The sequence below is a fragment of the Psychrobacter sp. WY6 genome, from assembly GCF_018448495.1.
In the GTDB taxonomy this organism is placed as follows: Bacteria; Pseudomonadota; Gammaproteobacteria; order Pseudomonadales; family Moraxellaceae; genus Psychrobacter.
Map to the genome: position 1 here is coordinate 1,153,159 of NZ_CP049902.1, position 18,319 is coordinate 1,171,477.

Here is an 18,319-nt window from a genome sequence, read left to right on the forward strand (position 1 = left end):
ATTACTAAATTTAAAGCCCAGGTGATAATAGCGCATTGATAAAATGCGGTAGGACTTGCGGTTCTAAAATAATCGTGGCAATAACCCCAAACGCGCCGCCCCACATATGCGCCATATGATTGATATTAGAGCCGCCCCGTTTGTCTGCATAGATACTATAAGCGATATAAGCGACGGCGAATAATATCGCAGGTATAGGAATAATCGCGAATAGGTAGATTTTTTCCCACGGTGCCAGCAAAATAAAAGCAAACAATACGGCTGATACACCGCCTGACGCGCCAAGGCTTAAATAGCTCGCATTATTTTTATTCTTGAGGTAGCTTGGAATCATCGCAATGATAATGGCCAATACGTAAAAGACCACAAAACCATAACCAAATAAGAACGGCTGATACAGTCCTTCAATAGCACGACCAAAAAAGTATAAAGTAAACATATTAAAGAGCAGGTGCATGCTATCGGCATGAATAAAGCCATGCGTGACAAAACGGTCCCACTGCCCATTATTTACCGCTGGCGGATAAAAATAAGCCGATTAAATACTGTTTTGTTTTGCCATGCCACTAAGCTGACAATAACCGTGATAATAATAATAAGGGTCGTATGATTGAACAAAGGAAAATCCTTAGGCTGCGCCTGATATGTGACAAGGTGATGAATAACAATGTTCAAAGCCTACGCATTATGGCTGAGTGCAAACTAAATAGGACTGACAAGCAATTATTAAGCATGAGCTATTTATAATAAAGTAATACTAACAGTAGTTATGACAATGCAAAAACTTATTATGTGACAAAATAGTGCATTTATATGCTTTTATAGTGAATAATATAGCAGGCTGTCAGGCAAATTGAGTAATGCTTCGTATCTTGACGGTAATGGCGGGTTAAATGAGAGCGGTATCTAAGAATGCAGATGCTAACGACAAGTAAAATAAACGTTTCATGCGTTGGTAAATTTAAAATAAAGGCCGAAAGAGGCAGTAATCTATGAGTATTATCGACCAATTAGAAAAGACCGTAACGCCAGCTGTCATAGGTGAGCGCAATAGTCAGGATAGTGTGGCTTACATCAGCTTATTGGAGCAGTTTTATGCCATCTTGGCATCGCGTCTCGCCTTGCCGCAAGTGTATGCACAATTTATCCGCGCCGAGCAAGGGATGGTTGATAGAGTCACAGAAAGTCCACTGTTCGAACAACTGTGGCAAGATAAAAGCATACAGCAGCTTATGATCCGAGAGCTGTCTGCTACCCATCATATTGATGAGTCTGCTACGTTACAGCTGCTCATCAATGCCGCGCCACTGGCTTATCGTGAGCTGACAGTATTGGCAAACGGACAGTTTTTGCCAGCGTTTTTGCAGGGAGAGCAGGCAGCATTGCGTCAGTATTTACCGATGTGGTCAGCAGCTATTATTACTGCTCCTCAAAACGTCAATAGCGCATCAGAAGCACACCCACACATCGTCGCGGATATTGATAGCGTACCAGTGCGTGACACCTCTTTGGATGGACGACAAAATTCTCATATAGGTACCAGTACGATCGCCGCAGCGACAGCCGCTTATAGACAAAATGCTGATACAGCAGATAAAAAAGATATTGGAAATACTGATGTAGAAAGTATGAAGATAGGCGATACCGATGGCCATTTTAGTGCTCATACTGGTGCCATTCATGCCAATCCATCCACGCATCATTTGGCAGAAAATAGCAGTATGAAGCAAGAAAAAGTGCGTACTCGCAATCAACGTAATGATTTACTGGTACGGGTGGGTTTATTAATAGTAGCCATTGCCGCGATAGGGCTTGCTGCTTGGGCAATATTAATACCGAACAACGCGCCGCCTGTAGAAGCCGCTGCGACAGTGCCTGTTGTGGTAGCACCAACGCCTGCACCAGTAGCGCAGGTAATGACTCCCATTGAGCTCATCGTTGGCGTAGATAACAGCGGTAGTCTGTATGCCTGTAGCGCTACCATTGGCGATGCAGCGCTACAAAGCACCTTGCAACAAGCGCTCAATACCAGCTTTGGTGAGCAAGCGAGTATTTGCGAATTAACAGTACAGGCTGGAGTTGCCAGTAGTATTGCCAATTTACCTGAGGAAGTACTGCCCAATGTCTTGACGATGATTAGGTCTACGCCATTTGCACGCCTACATTTGCAGAATGATCGCCTTATGTTAGAAGCGCCAGACAGTATGCTCTTGCAACGACTGGTTACGGATATGCGTACTTTGATACCTGCCATGGTCATCGATAGTACTGCACCATTACCATTGCCTGAAAATAACGATGCCAATGCAATGAATAATACGAATAATCAGTTTGAGAATGAGGGAGCTGCCAACAATCAGTATGCTAATGACTATAACAACGGTGGGTCTGGAGAGTTCCAAGCAGCAGATGATGATACAGGCGATCGTATCGTACCTAATCCTGTACCCAACAATTATAGTAACAATACCAACAATACTCCCAGTAACATTCCTAACAATATCCCTAACAATACACCGATGAATAACAGACCGTCAGGTTCTATTTCAGAATCGGAGGTAGATGATATGGCAAGCACACTCATCATCGCTGAACCTGCACAAGTAAGGAATAAATGATTGGATAATAGAGGTGTTTAAAGATTGTTTAATCATTTATCCATTGAAATAAGTTATCAAGTAAGGATGGCGGTATAAGTTGCTTATACCGCCATTTTTTCTGTTGATACCCAGTTGGAATTATGTAAAAGACCACAAAGTATCTGAAAAAAGGATGTATTTTCTCCATTTATACATAAGTTTTACTGATTCTTTTATGGGTTCTCACTGAGCTAATGATTGGTTATTTGCCATGTTTTTGGTTACGTGTGACACTTGAAATATTACCTAACGTATCATTTGTACAACAACCTGTTGATTGTTAACACTGACTTAATACTTTTATAATGATGAAAATTGAACAGGGTTAAGATGGTTTTAGCTGTCATGGTTCTTATTTCAAATCATTATTTTATCTGGCGTTTTTTGAATATTTTAATTATATAAATCGATACTAATATAGGCATTAATAGGAGAATTGTATTATGGATATTATCAGTCATTTGACGCGTACCGTTAGCCCAGCCGTGCTGGAAGATGATCATAGTCCCGCTAAAAAGGGGCTGCTTGAACAGTTCTACGCTATTTTTGCGGCTCGCTTAGCGGATAACGATACTTATAATCGTTTTGCAAATGAAAATATCACTCGTGACGACCAAGGGTTTTATGACCGTGTATGGAGCGATGATTCGCAACGTGATCGAATCGCTCGTGAGCTGGCAGGCAAGCATAATGTCGATGCAACGTCTTCGCGCGGACTGATAGCGATGGCAGCGCCACTGGCTTTTCACGAAATCAAAAGCTTGGCAGGTACCACACCAGTGCCGCAGTTTTTAAATGATAATCTCGATAGTTATCAGCGTTATATCCCTGCGTGGGCAAGCGCCGTTCTGCCAGTCGGTATGTTGGCAGCGACGCCTGCTGCTGGCGCACGTATCTCTGATACGGTGAGCACCGCTCCATTGCAACGCGAAGAAGAGCAGCAAGGCAGCTTTATGAAAGCATTGCTCCCCATTATTGGCTTGATATTTTAGGCGCATTGGCTTGGGCTTTACTTCGTGGTTGCCAAGAGAACCCTGAGCCTGTCGCCACACCGGTGGCTACTGCCCAACAAGCAGCGCAGGGAGAGGGTCAGTTGGCAGTGGCAGGTGATAGCCTGCATCATTGCGCATTGCGACTGGTGAAAATAGTGAGCTGTATGCTTGCCGTATGAATGTGGGCGACGAGACCTTGCAGACCAATGTAATGAATGCGTTAACCAGTGCATTTGGTGAAGAAGCCAATAAATGCCGTGCTGATGTCGATGATAATTTTGCAGTAGATATGCCAGCGGCGGCTCAGCTAGCTACTATCTTACCTATCGTCAAAAATGTACCAAATGCGAGCATGATCATCAAAGGCGATGTGATCACTGTCAATGCGCCTGATGCAGCGGCATTAGATAAGCTAGTGGCTGACTTACAAGCGGCTGTTCCTGCAATGACCATACAAGCCGAAGGGCCATTAGATTTGCAGGGTGAGATTGATAATAGTTTGGCAGCTGCGGATGTTGCTATGACCAATCTTGGTAAAAACCCAGATCCACGTGATGTGGCTCGTGCATTGAGTATTCAGGTTATCAACTTTGAAGTGGATGAGGCGGTCATTCCTGATGTCAATAAAGAGCTGCTTGACCGCGCTGCTAAGATCATCAACGAAGTACCGAATATGAAGCTGACGATTATCGGTCATACTGACAGTCAGGCATCAGATTCTTACAATGTAGAATTGTCTCGTGATCGCGCTGAGGCAGTGAAAGAGTATTTGGTATCTCAAGGTGTTGATGCTAGTAAATTGATGACGAAAGGCATGGGTGAATCAGAACCTATCGCTGATAACTCAACTGAGCAGGGTCGCTTCCGTAATCGCCGTATTGAATTTATAGTCAATGACGAGATGGCCAGTGCAAACGATGGTATGATTATTAGTAATGATGCGCTTGACCCAGACTTAAACCCTCTGGATAGCAATAACGATGACTTATTGCCTGATGGTGATGATGCCACTCAAGGTACGGCAGTAGATCCAGCCAATTAATGCACAGAAAATTGATTGAGTCATTACTAATTTAAAAAACCACATCTTATAAAGGTGCGGTTTTTTATTTTGTTAAGGCTGTTGTTTATAGGTGGCTAATGATAAGTATCTAATGATAAGCGATTACTTATAAGCGGTCGGATCTTTTAATTCAGTAGCGCTGCGAGTCGCTTGTGCCTCAGATTGAGGATTAAAAAAGGTTTGAGTCACGTTTTGCTTTGCCTGTTGCCAATAGTCAAATTGTTGGCAAGTTGATTCTAGATCACCTTCCCATGTTGGTATCTGTCCGCACATTGTTTTAATACGGTTTTGATTGGGATAAGGCAGCTCTTGTGCGGTCTCTGCGGCTTCATGGGCGGCGACGCGATCATTACAAACCAGCGCAATATCACAACCCGCTTCAATCGCGGCTTTCACACGTGCGCTGACATCGCCCGCGGCTTGAGCACCTGCCATACAAAGATCATCAGAGAATAAGACCCCATCAAACTTTAGCTGATCCCGTATGATGTCCTTGAGCCAAATTTTAGAAAAACCTGCTGGCTTATCATCGACTTGCGAAAAAATAACATGGGCAGGCATTAAGGCATCAAGCCACGGTAAGGTTTGGGCAAAAGGCTGCATATCGCTATGCATAATCTCATCTAAGCTACGCGTGTCGATGGCTTCAGCCACATGCGAATCAGGCGCAATGGCACCATGACCGGGGAAATGCTTACCTGTGGTTGCCATGCCAGCGGCTTTCATACCGCGCATAAACTGAGTCGCCAGCGCAATGATCGCTTGCGGCTCTTGATGAAAGCTACGATCTCCGATGACTTGGCTGATGCCATCTCTGTCAAGTACTGGGGCAAAACTGAGATCAATGCCCACGGCCAATACTTCTGTTGCCATTAGATAGCCACAATCGTAAGCACAGCTTAGCGCATGGTTAGGCTCTTGATTGAATAACTCCCCAAGCTTGCCCATGGCAGGTAGTGGGGTAAAGCCATTGCGTAGGCGTGCGACTCGTCCACCTTCTTGGTCGACACCGATTAATATGTCTGGGTTGTGATAACGTATGTCGTCACACAACGCCCGTACTTGTGCCGCATCTGCAACGTTTCGGGCAAATAAAATCACCCCGCCCACTTGTGCCTGTTTGATTAAGCTGACATCTTCTGCTGTCAGTGCGGTACTATCGATATCAATCATTAAAACGCCGTACATTGCGTAATCCTTATGGTGTTATATCTTGTTATATGATCGGTTCAGCTTCAAATAAATAAATGATGATAATTGGCAATGCGCCACTATTATCAAAACTGCTTTATTATGACAGTTATTATTAGATGAGCATAATGTGGCAGATGAATAGACTCAAATCAATTCGCGAGTGGGCATTGAATCGTCAATAAATGACCCAAATAATGATGAACAATAAATGTAATAGAAAGTTTGGTATGTGCAGGCGTAGCGTGTAAGATTGCTTATACAGTTTGAGACAGTTGGATATCTATGTGCATGATAATATTGAGTGATTTTTAACAATATATTAGCAAACAGCAATGGCATTTAGTGACCATAACTATTCAGAAAATAGCATTTTAGAAAGTATCATTGAATACATATTCGATTGATAGTGGTAGATAAATATTTCGTGACTTAAAGATAAAGCATTTATAGGCGGCGACTGATTTAATCACTTTTGATTTTTATAAAACAAATAATATTATTAACGTAAAATAACTAGGTATATATGATGAAAAAAACAACCAGCACAGTGGTTACTCAGTGCAGCGTCAGTGGGCATCGCCGGTATTATTCTCACCCAGAGCTACGGGACGGCAATGGCCGACACCAATACTGAAGGCTTTGTACAAACCCCTGAACAAAAAGTCACCACTCGCCAAGTAGCCGCATTGCTGGATCGTAGCCACTATTTAAATCAGCCGCTAGATAGCAAAACGGGCAGCGAAATCTTGTCTATGTATATTGATAGCCTTGACCCAAACCATACGTTGTTTTTGCAGTCTGATGTGGATGAGTTTAAGAAAAAATACGCCGATGAATTCGGTGCTCGCCTCAAGCGTGGCGACTTGTCTGCAGGAGTAGAGGTCTTTGAACGCTATCGCAAGCGCTCAAATGAGTATTTTGCGATGGCGAGCAAGATGCTAAAAACGGATATTGATTTGACGGGTGATACGATTGTACTTGACCGTGAAAAACTCAATCATTTTAAAACCAAAAAAGAGCAGCGTGATTATTGGACGCGTCAGCTTAAGTTTCAGCTGATAAGTATTACCTTGGGTCAAGAAGATGAAAAAGCCAAAGAAAAAGTATTCCTAAGCAATCCAGATATTACTCGTGGACAAGATTTGGTGCGCAACGACCAACGTACACCAAGCGAGATTTTACAAAATCGTTTATCGCGACAGCAAGAGCAGTTTAAGCGTCTCACAAACGATGAAATCATGGAAACCATCTTAAATACGGCGATGTTGACTTACGATCCGCACAGTAATTATTACGCACCGATTCAGGCCAACGAATTACAAATCCAATCTAGCCTGCAATTAGAAGGCATTGGCGTCTCTATTCGCCCTGATCGTAAAAACCCAGATTATACTCGCATCGTGACCTTGGTTGATGGTGGTCCAGCAGCCAAATCTGGTCAGATTAAACCCAACGATTTGATTATCGGTATTGCCAAAGATGGCGAGAACATGACAGACGTGGTTGGCTGGTCAACGCGTGAGATTGTGAGCTTGATTCGTGGTAAACGTGGTACGTCAGTGACCATCAAAGTGCGTCAGCCAAATACGCCTGATGCCAGTGCCCGTAACGTGACGGTGGTTCGTGACATTATTCAACAAGAAGAGTCAGGGGTTACCCAGCGCGTGGTAGAATTACAGCGCCCTAATATTGATAAAACGCCAAAACGCATCGGCGTCCTTGAGATACCAAGCTTTTATCTGAATTATCAGGCACGCCGTAACGGTGAGGATTATCGCAGCGTCAGTATCGATACCGAAAAAGCATTGAAAGCGTTGAATAAAGAAAATATTGATGGCCTCGTGGTTGATTTGCGCAATAATCCAGGTGGTTCATTGGATGAAGTAGCAAAAATGCTTGGCTTCTTTATCAAGAGCGGACCGATGGTGCAAATCCGTGACAATCGCGGCAACATTCAGGTCTACCGTGACGATGATGGCGGTGAGCAACTTTATGATGGCAAAGTGGTCGTTATTACCAACCTAGCGTCTGCCTCAGCCAGTGAGATATTTGCCGCGGCTATCCAAGATTACGGTCGTGGTCTAGTGGTTGGCAGTACGACAACGGGTAAAGGTTCAGCGCAGATTCAACTCGATAATTTGGCATTGGGTTCAGCCACTTTAACGCAGCGCAAATTCTATCGCATCACTGGTGGTAGTACACAGAATAAAGGTGTGGTACCTGATGTAGAGTTGGTCAATATCTACGATGATGCCACTTTTGGCGAACGTGCGCAGAAAAAAGCGTTGCCTTGGGATACCATCAAAACGGCGCCTTACAAGCCTGAAGGTAAGTTCACTGATACGACGCTGGCGACACTTAACCAGCAGTCTAAAATTCGTCAAGAGCAAACCCACAGTTTGTTTATCTCTCAGCGCTAAACAACATTCGCGATATGGAAGACGAGAAAAAACCAATTCCACTTGATATCAATAGCCGCCGAGCTAAGATGCAATTGATTGAAAAGCGTTCACTAGAGGCTGAAAATAAACGTCTTATTGCAACGGGTGAGCGCCCTTATGCCAATTGGAACACCTATCAAGCAGCAATGGATGCAAAATTTGAAGAGCGCAGCCGCATGAAAGCCAAGGAGCGCCCAGAGTTACCTGAAGACGAAGCGTTCATCAATGAAGCGGCCTATATTATGCTAAGCGCTGAACCTAAAGCATTGTTAAGCCCTGAAGAGAAGCTATAAACGGTCAGTATTGTCAGCCAAAAAGGCTGTGATTAAAATCCACGTAAGCATATGCTTACATGGATTGACGTTTATACCTCTTACTAACCATGAGGCAATCTGCGATTATAACTGTACGGCACGATTGAACGAAAAGGTTCATTGATACTAGGGATTGGTATCTCAAAGGTCGCATCAGGGATAGGTGGTTTGCTGATTAAGGATGATAAGGCTGGATGCCTGTCAGTTATAGGATACTCCGGGATTAGGTATCATGTAACGATAACATGGATGGTTAGTGATAAAAGCCGCATAACGCTTGTCGTTATGCGGCTTTGTTACGTCTGCTATATATTAATTGAGAAACACGACTAACTAGCTAATAGATAACTCAGTAGCATTGAATAGTTTGTAAGCCTGTCAGGTTGCTTAATGTAAGCCTAAGAGGCTCATATTTTAAAAGGTGATTGTGATAAATAATAGCCATAAAAAAAGGTCAGTAGACAAAGCCGCTGACCTTTTTTGACTAAATAATGGTCTTAATAAAGACTACCATTTAACATCTCACTATACTCTAGAAGAGATTAGTGCTCAACGCCACCAGCGCCATGGACATGACCATGGTTTAGTTCATCTTCAGTCGCTGCACGCACTTCTTGGATTTCAACATCAAACGTCAAACGCTTACCAGCCAATGGATGGTTTGCATCAACGGTCACTTCTTTGTCATTTACTTCAGTAACGGTAACTAGCATTACTTGTCCGCCAGCTTCTGACTGAAACTGCATACCCGGCTGGATATCTTCAACGCCTTGGAAGTTATCACGTGGTACATGTTGTACCGCTTGCTCTTGATATTCGCCGTAGCCATCAGCAGGTTCAACAACAGCATTAACTTGTTCGCCAGCAGATTTACCTTCTAGCTGTTGCTCAAGGCCTGGAATGATGTTGCTGTGGCCATGCAAATACGCAAGTGGTTGACCTTCTGGTGATTGGTCAAGAATGTTGCCTTCGTCGTCTTTTAGTGTGTAATTGAATTTGACGGCAGTGTCTTTTGCAATAATAGTCATAAGTTATCCTAAATATATCTATGTAAAAAATTAAATACGGTTGCAATAAACCTAAAAAATCCAATCAGCAAGCCAAATAGCCACGTCATTAGTCAATTATCATCAGTTTATTAAAGTAACTTTAGCAGTTAGCATCTTTAATTGAGATGGCTCATATAACTTTCAAGGTAGAAACAATAAAAAATGCTATTTTATACTGATAAATGGCATTTTTTATGAAAATAAACACAGTTTTTTGTGGTTTTAAGACCGTAAATGGATATTCGGGGTTTGCCAGTTGCGTTTTTGGACAATGGCTTTTACCATAATGATATAAATAAGGATAAAAAGACAATGACTTCTTATTTGCCAATAATTCAGGTAGTCAGCTATCAGATGCTAATACAATCAGCGATCACCATAAAGCAAAAGCTGATATCAATTATCGACTCAATTTCGAGCGTTTTTCTGAGCACTTGGTTGATGTGTCGCTCAATTTTACGGCAGTAAATGATGCGCCTCAACTTTGGATGCCAGCGTGGATACCAGGCAGTTATCTGATGCGTGAGTTTGCGCGCAACATTACCGCGGTGCATTATCAGGTGTTAGACAGCCAAATCAGAGATGATGATACTCATCCTAAGGTTTATCGCGCGCACAAAATAGATAAAAACACGTGGCAATTACCAAAAGCCAAGGCAGGGCAAGCCATCGGTGTCCACTATGAAGTCTACTGCTATGATTTATCGGTACGTACTGCCTATGTCGATCAGCAACGTTTGTATGGGAATTTCACCTCACTGGCATTGGCTGTAGAAGGGCAGGAGCATCGAGCTGTACAAGTCAGTTTGGCAGTGCCTGCAGCATTTTTAGCAGGTAAAGACGAGAGTCGGCTGCTATTGGCATGTGGGTTAGAGTCTACTCATCTACGCCTTGATGGGCAGCATAGCTATGGACTACAAGCAGGCAGTTATCACGACCTTATTGATTACCCTTTTGAGATTGCAGAACAAGATAAGTTTGACTTTATTATTCAAGACAGTACGCATCAGACGCTACATCATCGTTTTTACCTCTCAGGTAAGCACAGTGCCAATATGGGCAGGCTACAGCAGGATGTCACTCAGATCTGTCAGTGCTATTTAGATTGGTTGGGTGATGCGCCATTTAATGATTATACGTTTATGACCTTTGCCAGTGGTCAGGATTATGGTGGACTTGAGCATATCAATTCGACCAGTCTCATTACGCCGCGCCGAGCCGACTTACCAACTCTTGATGAGCCAAAAATACCAAGCACCGATTATCAGCGATTTTTGGGCTTATGCAGCCATGAGTATTTTCATTCGTGGTGGGTCAAAACGGTACGCCCAGATGTTATGTTGGATGTCGATTTGCGCCGCGAGGCATTTACACCACTGCTATGGGTATTTGAGGGCTTTACTTCGTATATCGATGACTTTATGTTACAAGCGTCGGGCGTGATTGATAAGCCAAGCTATCTCAAGCTACTGGCTGAGCAAATTAATCGTTACTATCAAACCGCGGGTCGCGCGTATCAAAGCGTTGCAGAATCGAGCTTTGATGCGTGGATTAAGCTATACCGTAACGATGAAAATACAGGCAATGCTGGTATCAGTTATTACAACAAAGGTGCATTGGTGGCGTTATGCTTAGATTTAACACTGCTCCAAAAGAGCAATGGTCGCTATCGTCTGTTTGATGTGGTCAAGGCTTTTTATACTCAAGCAAAGCAAAACGACAATAAACGCATTGGCATCAATAGTGCTGATATGGGTACAGTCATTGGGCAGTTCATGCCCATAGAGGATTGGGAAGACTTTGAGTATCGTTATGTCAATGGTGTTGAAGAGTTGCCAATTGAAGCGCTGCTGGCGGCAAACGGCATTAACATGCATAGCAATAGCAAAAGACGGCTGACAAGCATGTGCCTTGGGGCATGCGCTGTACTGAAACACCTGCTGGACTCAAAGTCAATCGCGTGACACGTGCTATGTCGCTGCTAGAGCGGGTATTCAGCGAATGATGTCATTGTGGCGCTTGACGGTATCAAGCTGACAGTAAACAATTGGCGTTGCTGAGTAATATGGAGCGTGACATTGAGTGTCATCTGTTTCGCCGTGATGAGTTGATGCGTGTTAATGTGCTGCCTAAAGCGGCTAATGAAGCCATTGACAAAGCATCTCCGCATAAAGTGAGCTTGCACTTGGCACAAGCAAATCAATCGTCAGAAGTCAGTGATAACTCTTCTCCAGTCGATGCAGGCTGGCAAGCATGGCTTAACGCTATAGAGCGTTATCAAAGTTAAATACATTGCTAAATGTATTAATGTGAATGTACTTGTTCTCACTATTCTGGTCAATAATTTATTAAAAATTAAAGCCCCTGCCAAATAATATTATTTGGCAGGGGCTTTGTGTAATGACTGGCAGTCTTTTAAGGTTTATTAAAAATTAACAGCTAAGTCAGCGTTTAGTAATTCAGCACCTAAGAAGCAGCTTGCTCAGATTGCTGATGATTATCACTTGTGCCCTGTGTCTCTTTAGCCTTGTTATCTGCATTAGCGTCTACAATCCATTGTTGCATATGCGCAATCTCAGTCTGCTGACCATCGATGATATCTTGTGCCAATTGACGCATCTCTTCGTCAGTGCCATAGGTTAGCTGAATCTTTGCCATCTCTACCGCGCCGATATGATGCGGTAGCATAGCGCGTGCAAATGCCATGTCGGGGACAGGATCAGCGATACCCAACACCATGTCGCCATTTAAGACATCCATGCTCCTCGCATATGCTTGTTGCATCGCTTCAGTATTGGGTTTAGGTTTGGCTGTATCAGGGTGGCTAGCAAGCCATTTATTCAAAATATCGATTTCAACTTGCTGAGCGGCGATAATCTCTTGTGCCAATTGACGCATCTCTTCGTCAGTACCATATTTCAGCTGAATTTTTGCCATTTCTACGGCACCGCGGTGGTGTCCAAGCATCGCTTTAGCAAAGGCTGTATCAGGTTATAACCCATACCGATTATCATCTCATCATGCATTCTAGTCATCGACCTTGTATAGTCTCTGAGTATGTCAGTCATTTGGCTCTCTTCTGCGCTGTTTTCGCCAGCTACTAGTTCGTTGTCAGCGTCAATGTCATTTGGAGCATCGACGATATCAGTCACAGGTGGGGTCGCTGCATTAGAATCTGTGTCATCGTTGTTTTTGTCGGCTGACAGGCGCTCAGTATAAGCGCTGTAGAAACGCTAGTGGCCAACAAGATCCAACGACGAGAAGCAAACATAACATATCCCTATAATAAAAAATCAAATGATAAGTGGATGAGACTTATGATACCTAAATAATGGTGTTCTGAAGCTTAGCAGATAAACCTTGCTCGTTCGAGACGCGATGTTTAGCAAGTCGTAATTGGGTTTAATTGCTATCAAAGCCAATGACTAAGACGTGTTCTTATTTAAAAAAGCTGATAGAAATAAGGATATGCCCTAATAAGCAGATGCCAGTCACGAGCAATCAGCAATGAGATACCAGTAGATTGATAGTAATAATTAATCGAGAATGCCTAATTGCTGACAGCGTTCGCTAGTGAGATGAATGCGCACAAACTCACCAACGGCTAAATCACCCAATTCAAACCCTGCCACTGACCAGCGTATCAAACGCAGGCATGGCAGTCCAACCTGCGCTGTCATACGTCTGACTTGGCGATTCTTACCTTCATAAATCGTCAGCATGAGCCATGAAGTCGGTATATTCTTACGCTCACGAATAGGCGGCTCACGTTGCCATAAATCAATGGGTAAGTTTGTCTCTTCTACCATGAGAGCCGTCGCAGGTAGTGTCTTGCCATCTTTTAAATGTACGCCAGAGGCAAGCTCATTCAACTGCGCTGGCGTTGCTGTACCTTCAACTTGCACCAAGTAAGTTTTGCCTTGCTTATGACGGTTTTTTGCAAAATTAGCAGCAGAAGGTGGCTGGGTAATGGCTTTATTGACTCGACCATCACTCGTTAAAATCAGCAAGCCCTCTGAGGTGGCATCAAGCCTACCAGCAATCCGTAAAGACTTATCGGTAAAATACTGTGATAGGGTGGTGTGATCATTGTTGCTGTCATCACGAAATTGACTTTGCACCCCATAAGGTTTGTTGAATAAAATCAGACTAGAGGTTGACATGGTTTGGGATTTCCTAAATTTGAATCATTATTTTGTGCATATTTTGAGGGTAGGGCGTGTCCTCAATTTACGATTTTTAAAACGAGGACACACCCTAATAAAACGTTGTTTTTTTAAATCAACGCTATAAGCTGCAAATTTGTTGATTTTATATAAAATATCTTTGTTATTTTGCGCGTTATTATAACAGTCTGTGTGGATGCTATTTTACTAAAGGGATTTTTACAGTATCGTTAAGTCAATAAATGATTATTCAGTGCATCACTATTTTACTTATTGATTTTTTAAATCATTTATCAGCATATCGCAACTTACCTATTGCTCAGAGTTTTTAGTTTGGCCAATCCGTGTTTAAAGCGGTATAAATAATCATAATAGAGTGGCTAGCATAACAGAGTGCTAAGGATGCTTGCGATATCTAACATACAACCAAGGAGTTTTATCCATGTCTTATGAGAAGGTTATCGTCCCAAGAGACGGCGAAAAAATTACCGTGAACGCTGATCTGTCGCTAAATGTACCCAATCATCCTATCATCCCGTTCGTTGAAGGCGATGGCATCGGGATCGATATCACGCCTGTCATGATAAAAGTGGTCAATGCGGCAGTGGAAAAAGCTTATCATGGCAAACAGTCCATCATTTGGATGGAGGCTTATCTTGGCGAAAAAGCCGCTAAAATATATGATGGTGACTATCTGCCAAGCGAGACGCTAGAGATTTTAAAAGACTATGTTATCAGTATCAAAGGCCCATTGACCACGCCAGTTGGCGGTGGTTTTCGCTCATTGAATGTGGCGGTACGTCAAGAGCTTGACCTCTATGTGTGTCAGCGCCCAGTTCGTTGGTTTGAAGGTGTACCAAGTCCTGTTCAGCATCCTGAGCTGACAGATATGGTCATTTTCCGTGAAAACTCAGAAGATATCTATGCAGGTATCGAATGGAAAGCGGGCAGTGAGGATGCTAAGAAAATCATCAAATTCTTAAAAGAAGAGATGGGCGTTACGAAGATCCGCTTCGATGATGATTGCGGTATTGGCATCAAGCCAGTATCCAAAGAAGGTTCGCAGCGTCTGGTGCGTAAAGCCATTCAACATGATCGATAATGATTTGCCCAGTGTGACTTTAGTGCACAAAGGCAATATTATGAAGTATACCGAAGGCGCATTAAGGAATGGGGCTATGAGCTGGCAGCAGAACGCTTCGATGCAGATTATTAGATGGTGGTCCTTGGATGACAATGAAAAATCCAAAAACAGGCAATGATATTATTATCAAGGATGTTATTGCTGATGCCTTTTTGCAGCAAATCTTGATGCGTCCTGAGGATTATTCAGTCGTTGCGACGCTAAACTTAAACGGTGATTATATCTCAGATGCCCTAGCAGCCGAGGTGGGCGGTATTGGTATCGCACCGGGCGCTAACAAAGGCGGTGCAATTGCGGTTTATGAGGCAACTCATGGCACAGCACCTAAATATGCGGGTCAGAATAAAGTAAATCCTGGCTCATTGATTTTATCGGCTGAGATGATGTTACGAGACATGGGCTGGACAGAAGCCGCTGATCTCATTATCAGTGGTATCCAAGGTGCGATTGCTAATAAAACGGTCACTTATGACTTTGAGCGCCTCATGCCAGATGCTATCTTGCTCAGTACTTCTGAGTTTGGTAAAGCGGTTATCAAGCACATGGATGTTTAAAAAGTATATAGAGCTGAGTCAGCAGTTATCAGAATTTTATACTATTGATAAAAGTATCAATATTCACAAAAGTATCGTTGAACTTATCAATGTCAAAAAGCCACCTACAGTTATGTAGGTGGCTTTTTTATTGGCAGTTTTTTGCTGTTTATAAGTGGTATTTTAAAAGTAACGTTTTAAACGTACTGTCTTATGTTCAAGCATAAAAAACACCGCTTAAGTCTGAGACCTAAGCGGTGTTTTTATTTTGCTTAACTGGGTTCAAAAGTCTTTATAAGTAAAGAAAATTAAGCCCAATTATCTGCTGTATGAGCACACAACTCAATTACAATGAGGCGATTGCTGCATTGAATAGCGTGCTTGGACGCATCGCTTGTTCAGCCAATGCTTCGTCTGCCAAGTAGTAACCTTTCAAGTCTACAGGCTTGCCTTGAGCTTCATTTAGCTCTTTGACGATAGCAGCTTCGTTGCTCTCAAGTTTTTCTGCCAGCGGTGCAAATTTTGCTTTTAGATCAGCATCTTTATCTTGTGCTGCAAGCTCTTGTGCCCAGTACATCGCCAGATAGAAATGACTACCACGGTTATCGATTTCACCTGTTTTACGTGATGGACCTTTGTTGTTTAACAACAGTTTCTCTGTCGCCGTGTCCAATGTATCCGCCAAGATTTGCGCTTTAGCATTGTTATCGTGACTGGCCAAATGCTCCAAAGAGACGGTCAAGGCTAAGAACTCACCCAATGAATCCCAACGTAAATGGTTTTCTTCTAGTAGCTGTTGAACGTGTTTAGGTGCAGAACCACCAGCGCCCGTTTCAAACAAACCGCCGCCTTTCATTAATGGTACGACTGACAACATTTTCGCACTGGTTCCTAATTCTAAAATTGGGAACAAGTCAGTCAAGTAATCACGTAAAATATTACCAGTTGCAGAGATAGTATCCAGACCACGGGCAACGCGCTCTAGCGTATAACGCATCGCACGAACCTGTGACATGATTTCAATATGCAGGCCTGTAGTATCATGATCTTTTAAGTAAGTTTGAACTTTTTTGATCAACTCGTTCTCATGTGGGCGATAAGGGTCTAGCCAAAAGATAACTGGTGTATCTGATTCACGGGCACGGCGTACGGCAAGTTTTACCCAATCTTGGATAGGCTCATCTTTAACCTGACACATGCGCCAGATGTCGCCATTTTCAACCTGCTGCTCAAGCAATACCTCATCAGTATCTTCATCGACAATACGAGCCAATCCTGAACCACTCGCCTCAAAAGTCTTGTCATGAGAGCCATACTCTTCGGCTTTTTGCGCCATCAAACCAACGTTAGGAACCGTACCCATCGTCGTTGGATCAAAATTGCCATGCCATTTACAGAAGTTAATCATTTCTTGATAGATACGAGCAAAAGTAGACTCAGGCATGACCGCTTTACAGTCATACATTTTGCCATCAGCGCCCCACATTTTACCGCCTGAACGAATCATCGCTGGCATAGACGCATCAACAATCACATCACTTGGTGAATGGAAGTTGGTGATACCTTTTGATGAATCAACCATCGCTAGGCGTGGACGATGCACTTGGCAAGCATGTAAATCGCGTTCGATTTCTTCACGCTTACTGGCAGGTAGCTCAGCGATTTTTTCGTACAAACTTGCCATGCCGTTGTTGACGTTGATACCTAGCTCGTCAAAGAAAGCGCCATGCTTATTAAAGGCATCTTTATAATAAGTTTTGACCGCATGACCAAACACGATAGGATGCGATACTTTCATCATAGTGGCTTTTACGTGCAGTGAAAACAAGATACCAGCTTCACGGCAATCTTCCATTTCACGCTCATAAAACTCAAGTAATGATTTTTTGCTCATAAACATCAAGTCGATGACTTCTTTGTCCAGCAAGGCAATGCCTGTTTTGAAGACATGAATAGTGCCATCTTCAGCGACACGCTCCATACGTACGCTACGTGCTTTATCCAAAGTGATAGATTGCTCACCAGCATAGAAATCGCCACTGTGCATGTGCGATACGTGGGTCTGTGACCATTGCTTCCATTCACCCATAGAGTGTGGATGCTTGCGTGCATAGTTTTTAACCGCTTTTGGTGCACGGCGATCTGAGTTGCCTTCACGCAATACTGGGTTGACAGAACTGCCCAAGCTTTTGCCGTAACGCTTACGGATCTCTTCTTCTTCTTCTGTCTTAGGATCATCTGGAAAATCAGGGATAGCGTAGCCTTTGCTTTGCAACTCTTTGATACAAGCTTTTAGCTGTCCAACAGAAGCACTGATATTAGGCAGTTTAATGATATTGGTGTCTGGATCTTGAGTCAGACGACCCAGCTCAGCCAGATTATCAGGAACGCGCTGCTCTTCCGTTAAGTACTCTGGAAACTCAGCCAACACACGGGCAGCAACAGAGATATCGCTGGTTTCAACTTCGATACCTGCTGTTTGAGTAAAGGCTTTTACAATTGGCAAAAATGATAAGGTTGCTAGCGCTGGTGCTTCGTCAGTTTTTGTATAAATAATTTTAGACATTAGTTGGGCATTCCTTTTAGTTGTAATTAATAATAAGGCTCAAATATAAGTTAATAATTCCATGCAGCTCTGATGTAATAATGGATCATGCAACGATACTAAATAATGTGTCGCGAGCTTTTTGTAGCCAGTTTCTTGGAGACCATCGAGTCTGCTTAGAATTTTTCTTCGTTAAGCGGCAGTTTGACTGTCTTGTCTGAACGACCTGCTCATATGAA

12 protein-coding genes and 3 pseudogenes are annotated in these 18,319 nt (G+C 43.1%); 8 read left to right on the forward strand and 7 right to left on the reverse strand.

The genetic code is table 11. The features are described 5' to 3' along the window. Positions 1-10: 10 nt before the first annotated feature. Positions 11-618: pseudogene (locus tag G7Y90_RS05785) on the reverse strand (rhomboid family intramembrane serine protease). Between the two features lie 374 nt (positions 619-992). Here G7Y90_RS05785 and G7Y90_RS05790 point away from each other — a divergent pair. The 4 genes from G7Y90_RS05790 to G7Y90_RS05805 all read left to right on the forward strand — a co-directional run bounded on the left by G7Y90_RS05790 (position 993) and on the right by G7Y90_RS05805 (position 4,673). Continuing rightward, the gene (locus G7Y90_RS05790; RefSeq protein WP_250163644.1) at positions 993-2,618 is read left to right on the forward strand and encodes a hypothetical protein; all 1,626 of its coding nucleotides are present in this window, start codon (positions 993-995) and stop codon (positions 2,616-2,618) included. 464 nt (positions 2,619-3,082) lie between these two features. Beyond that, positions 3,083-3,631 (forward strand): hypothetical protein, encoded by a 549-nt coding sequence (locus G7Y90_RS05795; RefSeq protein WP_250163645.1) that lies wholly within the window; start codon positions 3,083-3,085, stop codon positions 3,629-3,631. Positions 3,632-3,636: 5 nt separating this feature from the next. Further along, a complete protein-coding gene (locus G7Y90_RS05800) occupies positions 3,637-3,810 on the forward strand; it encodes a hypothetical protein (RefSeq protein WP_250163646.1) in 174 nt (57 codons plus the stop codon). Beyond that, positions 3,762-4,673 (forward strand): OmpA family protein, encoded by a 912-nt coding sequence (locus tag G7Y90_RS05805; protein ID WP_250163647.1) that lies wholly within the window; start codon positions 3,762-3,764, stop codon positions 4,671-4,673. The genes G7Y90_RS05800 and G7Y90_RS05805 overlap by 49 nt, the downstream gene beginning before the upstream one ends. A gap of 123 nt (positions 4,674-4,796) precedes the next feature. On the opposite strand, the gene nagZ is transcribed toward G7Y90_RS05805, so the two are convergent. Beyond that, complete coding sequence (gene nagZ, locus G7Y90_RS05810) at positions 4,797-5,882, reverse strand: beta-N-acetylhexosaminidase (protein ID WP_250163648.1); 1,086 nt, start codon at positions 5,880-5,882, stop codon at positions 4,797-4,799. Between the two features lie 575 nt (positions 5,883-6,457). On the opposite strand from nagZ, the pseudogene G7Y90_RS05815 reads away from it, so the two are divergent. Beyond that, a pseudogene (locus tag G7Y90_RS05815) lies at positions 6,458-8,622 on the forward strand (carboxy terminal-processing peptidase). A 563-nt stretch (positions 8,623-9,185) separates the two neighbouring features. Here G7Y90_RS05815 and G7Y90_RS05820 read toward each other — a convergent pair. Continuing rightward, positions 9,186-9,671, reverse strand: a complete 486-nt coding sequence (locus G7Y90_RS05820; protein ID WP_045443514.1) for an FKBP-type peptidyl-prolyl cis-trans isomerase — start codon at positions 9,669-9,671, stop codon at positions 9,186-9,188. Between the two features lie 464 nt (positions 9,672-10,135). On the opposite strand from G7Y90_RS05820, the gene G7Y90_RS05825 reads away from it, so the two are divergent. Continuing rightward, positions 10,136-11,656, forward strand: coding sequence for a M61 family metallopeptidase (locus tag G7Y90_RS05825; RefSeq protein WP_250163649.1), 1,521 nt, complete (start codon positions 10,136-10,138; stop codon positions 11,654-11,656). 101 nt (positions 11,657-11,757) lie between these two features. Further along, positions 11,758-11,979 carry a hypothetical protein gene (locus G7Y90_RS05830; RefSeq protein ID WP_250163650.1) on the forward strand — a complete coding sequence of 74 codons (222 nt, stop codon included), beginning with the start codon at positions 11,758-11,760 and terminating at the stop codon, positions 11,977-11,979. Positions 11,980-12,158: 179 nt separating this feature from the next. Here G7Y90_RS05830 and copM read toward each other — a convergent pair whose 3' ends face one another. The 3 genes from copM to G7Y90_RS05845 all read right to left on the reverse strand — a co-directional run bounded on the left by copM (position 12,159) and on the right by G7Y90_RS05845 (position 13,855). Next, on the reverse strand, positions 12,159-12,659 hold the full coding sequence (copM, locus tag G7Y90_RS05835; RefSeq protein ID WP_250163651.1) for a CopM family metallochaperone: 501 nt from the start codon (positions 12,657-12,659) through the stop codon (positions 12,159-12,161). Then, positions 12,632-12,844 (reverse strand): hypothetical protein, encoded by a 213-nt coding sequence (locus tag G7Y90_RS05840; protein ID WP_250163652.1) that lies wholly within the window; start codon positions 12,842-12,844, stop codon positions 12,632-12,634. The genes copM and G7Y90_RS05840 overlap by 28 nt, the downstream gene beginning before the upstream one ends. A 384-nt stretch (positions 12,845-13,228) precedes the next feature. Further along, on the reverse strand, positions 13,229-13,855 hold the full coding sequence (locus tag G7Y90_RS05845; RefSeq protein WP_250163653.1) for a pseudouridine synthase: 627 nt from the start codon (positions 13,853-13,855) through the stop codon (positions 13,229-13,231). A gap of 445 nt (positions 13,856-14,300) precedes the next feature. On the opposite strand from G7Y90_RS05845, the pseudogene icd reads away from it, so the two are divergent. Next, a pseudogene (gene icd / locus G7Y90_RS05850) lies at positions 14,301-15,556 on the forward strand (NADP-dependent isocitrate dehydrogenase). A 325-nt stretch (positions 15,557-15,881) separates the two neighbouring features. Here icd and G7Y90_RS05855 read toward each other — a convergent pair. Next, the gene (locus G7Y90_RS05855) at positions 15,882-18,101 is read right to left on the reverse strand and encodes an NADP-dependent isocitrate dehydrogenase (protein ID WP_109592386.1); all 2,220 of its coding nucleotides are present in this window, start codon (positions 18,099-18,101) and stop codon (positions 15,882-15,884) included. Between the last annotated feature and the right edge of the window lie 218 nt (positions 18,102-18,319).

What these genes read in the sequence shown, in the direction of transcription:
- G7Y90_RS05790 (WP_250163644.1), top strand. Translation starts at nt 993, where the DNA reads ATGAGTATTATCGACCAATTAGAAAAGACCGTAACGCCAGCTGTCATA.
- G7Y90_RS05795 (WP_250163645.1), top strand. Translation starts at nt 3,083, where the DNA reads ATGGATATTATCAGTCATTTGACGCGTACCGTTAGCCCAGCCGTGCTG.
- nagZ (WP_250163648.1), bottom strand. Translation starts at nt 5,882, where the DNA reads ATGTACGGCGTTTTAATGATTGATATCGATAGTACCGCACTGACAGCA.
- G7Y90_RS05820 (WP_045443514.1), bottom strand. Translation starts at nt 9,671, where the DNA reads ATGACTATTATTGCAAAAGACACTGCCGTCAAATTCAATTACACACTA.
- G7Y90_RS05830 (WP_250163650.1), top strand. Translation starts at nt 11,758, where the DNA reads ATGGAGCGTGACATTGAGTGTCATCTGTTTCGCCGTGATGAGTTGATG.
- copM (WP_250163651.1), bottom strand. Translation starts at nt 12,659, where the DNA reads ATGCTTGGACACCACCGCGGTGCCGTAGAAATGGCAAAAATTCAGCTG.
- G7Y90_RS05845 (WP_250163653.1), bottom strand. Translation starts at nt 13,855, where the DNA reads ATGTCAACCTCTAGTCTGATTTTATTCAACAAACCTTATGGGGTGCAA.
- G7Y90_RS05855 (WP_109592386.1), bottom strand. Translation starts at nt 18,101, where the DNA reads ATGTCTAAAATTATTTATACAAAAACTGACGAAGCACCAGCGCTAGCA.